This is a genomic window from Corallococcus sp. AS-1-12, assembly GCF_020036995.1.
Classification (GTDB): domain Bacteria; phylum Myxococcota; class Myxococcia; order Myxococcales; family Myxococcaceae; genus Corallococcus.
Genome location: NZ_JAIQDD010000106.1, coordinates 1 through 870, shown reverse-complemented (window position 1 = coordinate 870; position 870 = coordinate 1). Strand labels below are relative to the sequence as shown.

Sequence of the window (870 nt, the reverse complement as noted above, 5' to 3'; positions counted from 1 at the left end):
GAGCCTGTCGAGGACAAGGGCACGTTGATCATCCTGACCCCCGAGCGCTTCACCGTAGCGAACTCTGAGCACATCGCACTGGCGCGGCGGGTGCGCGAACTGCTGGCCCAGGCAGGGCTCATGCGGTCTGCGGCGTCCTGAGAGGAGTCAGGTGACGGGCCTCGAAAGTCTGGTCGAGAAGTTTGCCCAAAACACCGCAGCGCAGACGGACTGCATCCTCCGGGGGGACGCAAGAGCGGGCAACAAGCACGCAGAAAAGGCACTTGCCGCGTTCATGGCGCTGCGTGAGCGGGGGGATGCTGGCCGTGATGCACTGGCTGCGCTTTTTTCTCACGCCCGTATGGATGTCCGGGTCACTGCTGCTGCGTTCCTGCTCCGGCATAAGACCGCCGAAGGCACGAGCCTCGTGAGGAGGAAGGACTGGGACAGCCTCTCTGATTGGGGACAGCTCGTGCGCGGCCTCAAGCTGGGCTCGAGCGACGCGCCCGTGGGCGTCTGGTTCGGAGCGCTGGAGTCCTACAGCCTGTTGTCCGCGCACCTCGTGCAGCGCTACTCCAACCGAAGCAACCCTGACTACCACCCGGCGGGCGGCTTCCTCACCGGCACGCTGGGTCCCCTCTACACGCAGGCCTTCGCTTCGGACGTGCTGGGCGCACGATTGATGGGAGCGGAAGTCGCGCTGGACCTGGAGCACGTCCTCTTCGGCCAACCCCGCGAGCCGGGCCGCTACACGCTGGCACTCTCCGCCGTGCATGACTGGGGGAACGCCGGAGGGCGCGCGCCCTCGGTGACACTGGCGCATCTGGACGGCACCGCCGTGGTGCTGGTGCGGCCGGGCTTCGAGGCCCACCTGCTTGCCGGTTGGGGCGG

Annotated in this window: 1 protein-coding gene and 1 pseudogene; both read left to right on the top strand. The window is 67.4% G+C overall.

What is annotated here, in order from left to right; translation table 11 throughout:
- Positions 1 to 141 (top strand): Imm52 family immunity protein (locus K8556_RS38915; protein ID WP_255653334.1); only part of this gene is annotated, 141 nt, incomplete at its 5' end.
- A gap of 250 nt (positions 142 to 391) precedes the next feature.
- Positions 392 to 870 (top strand): annotated as a pseudogene (locus K8556_RS38910) (hypothetical protein); the annotation flags it as partial.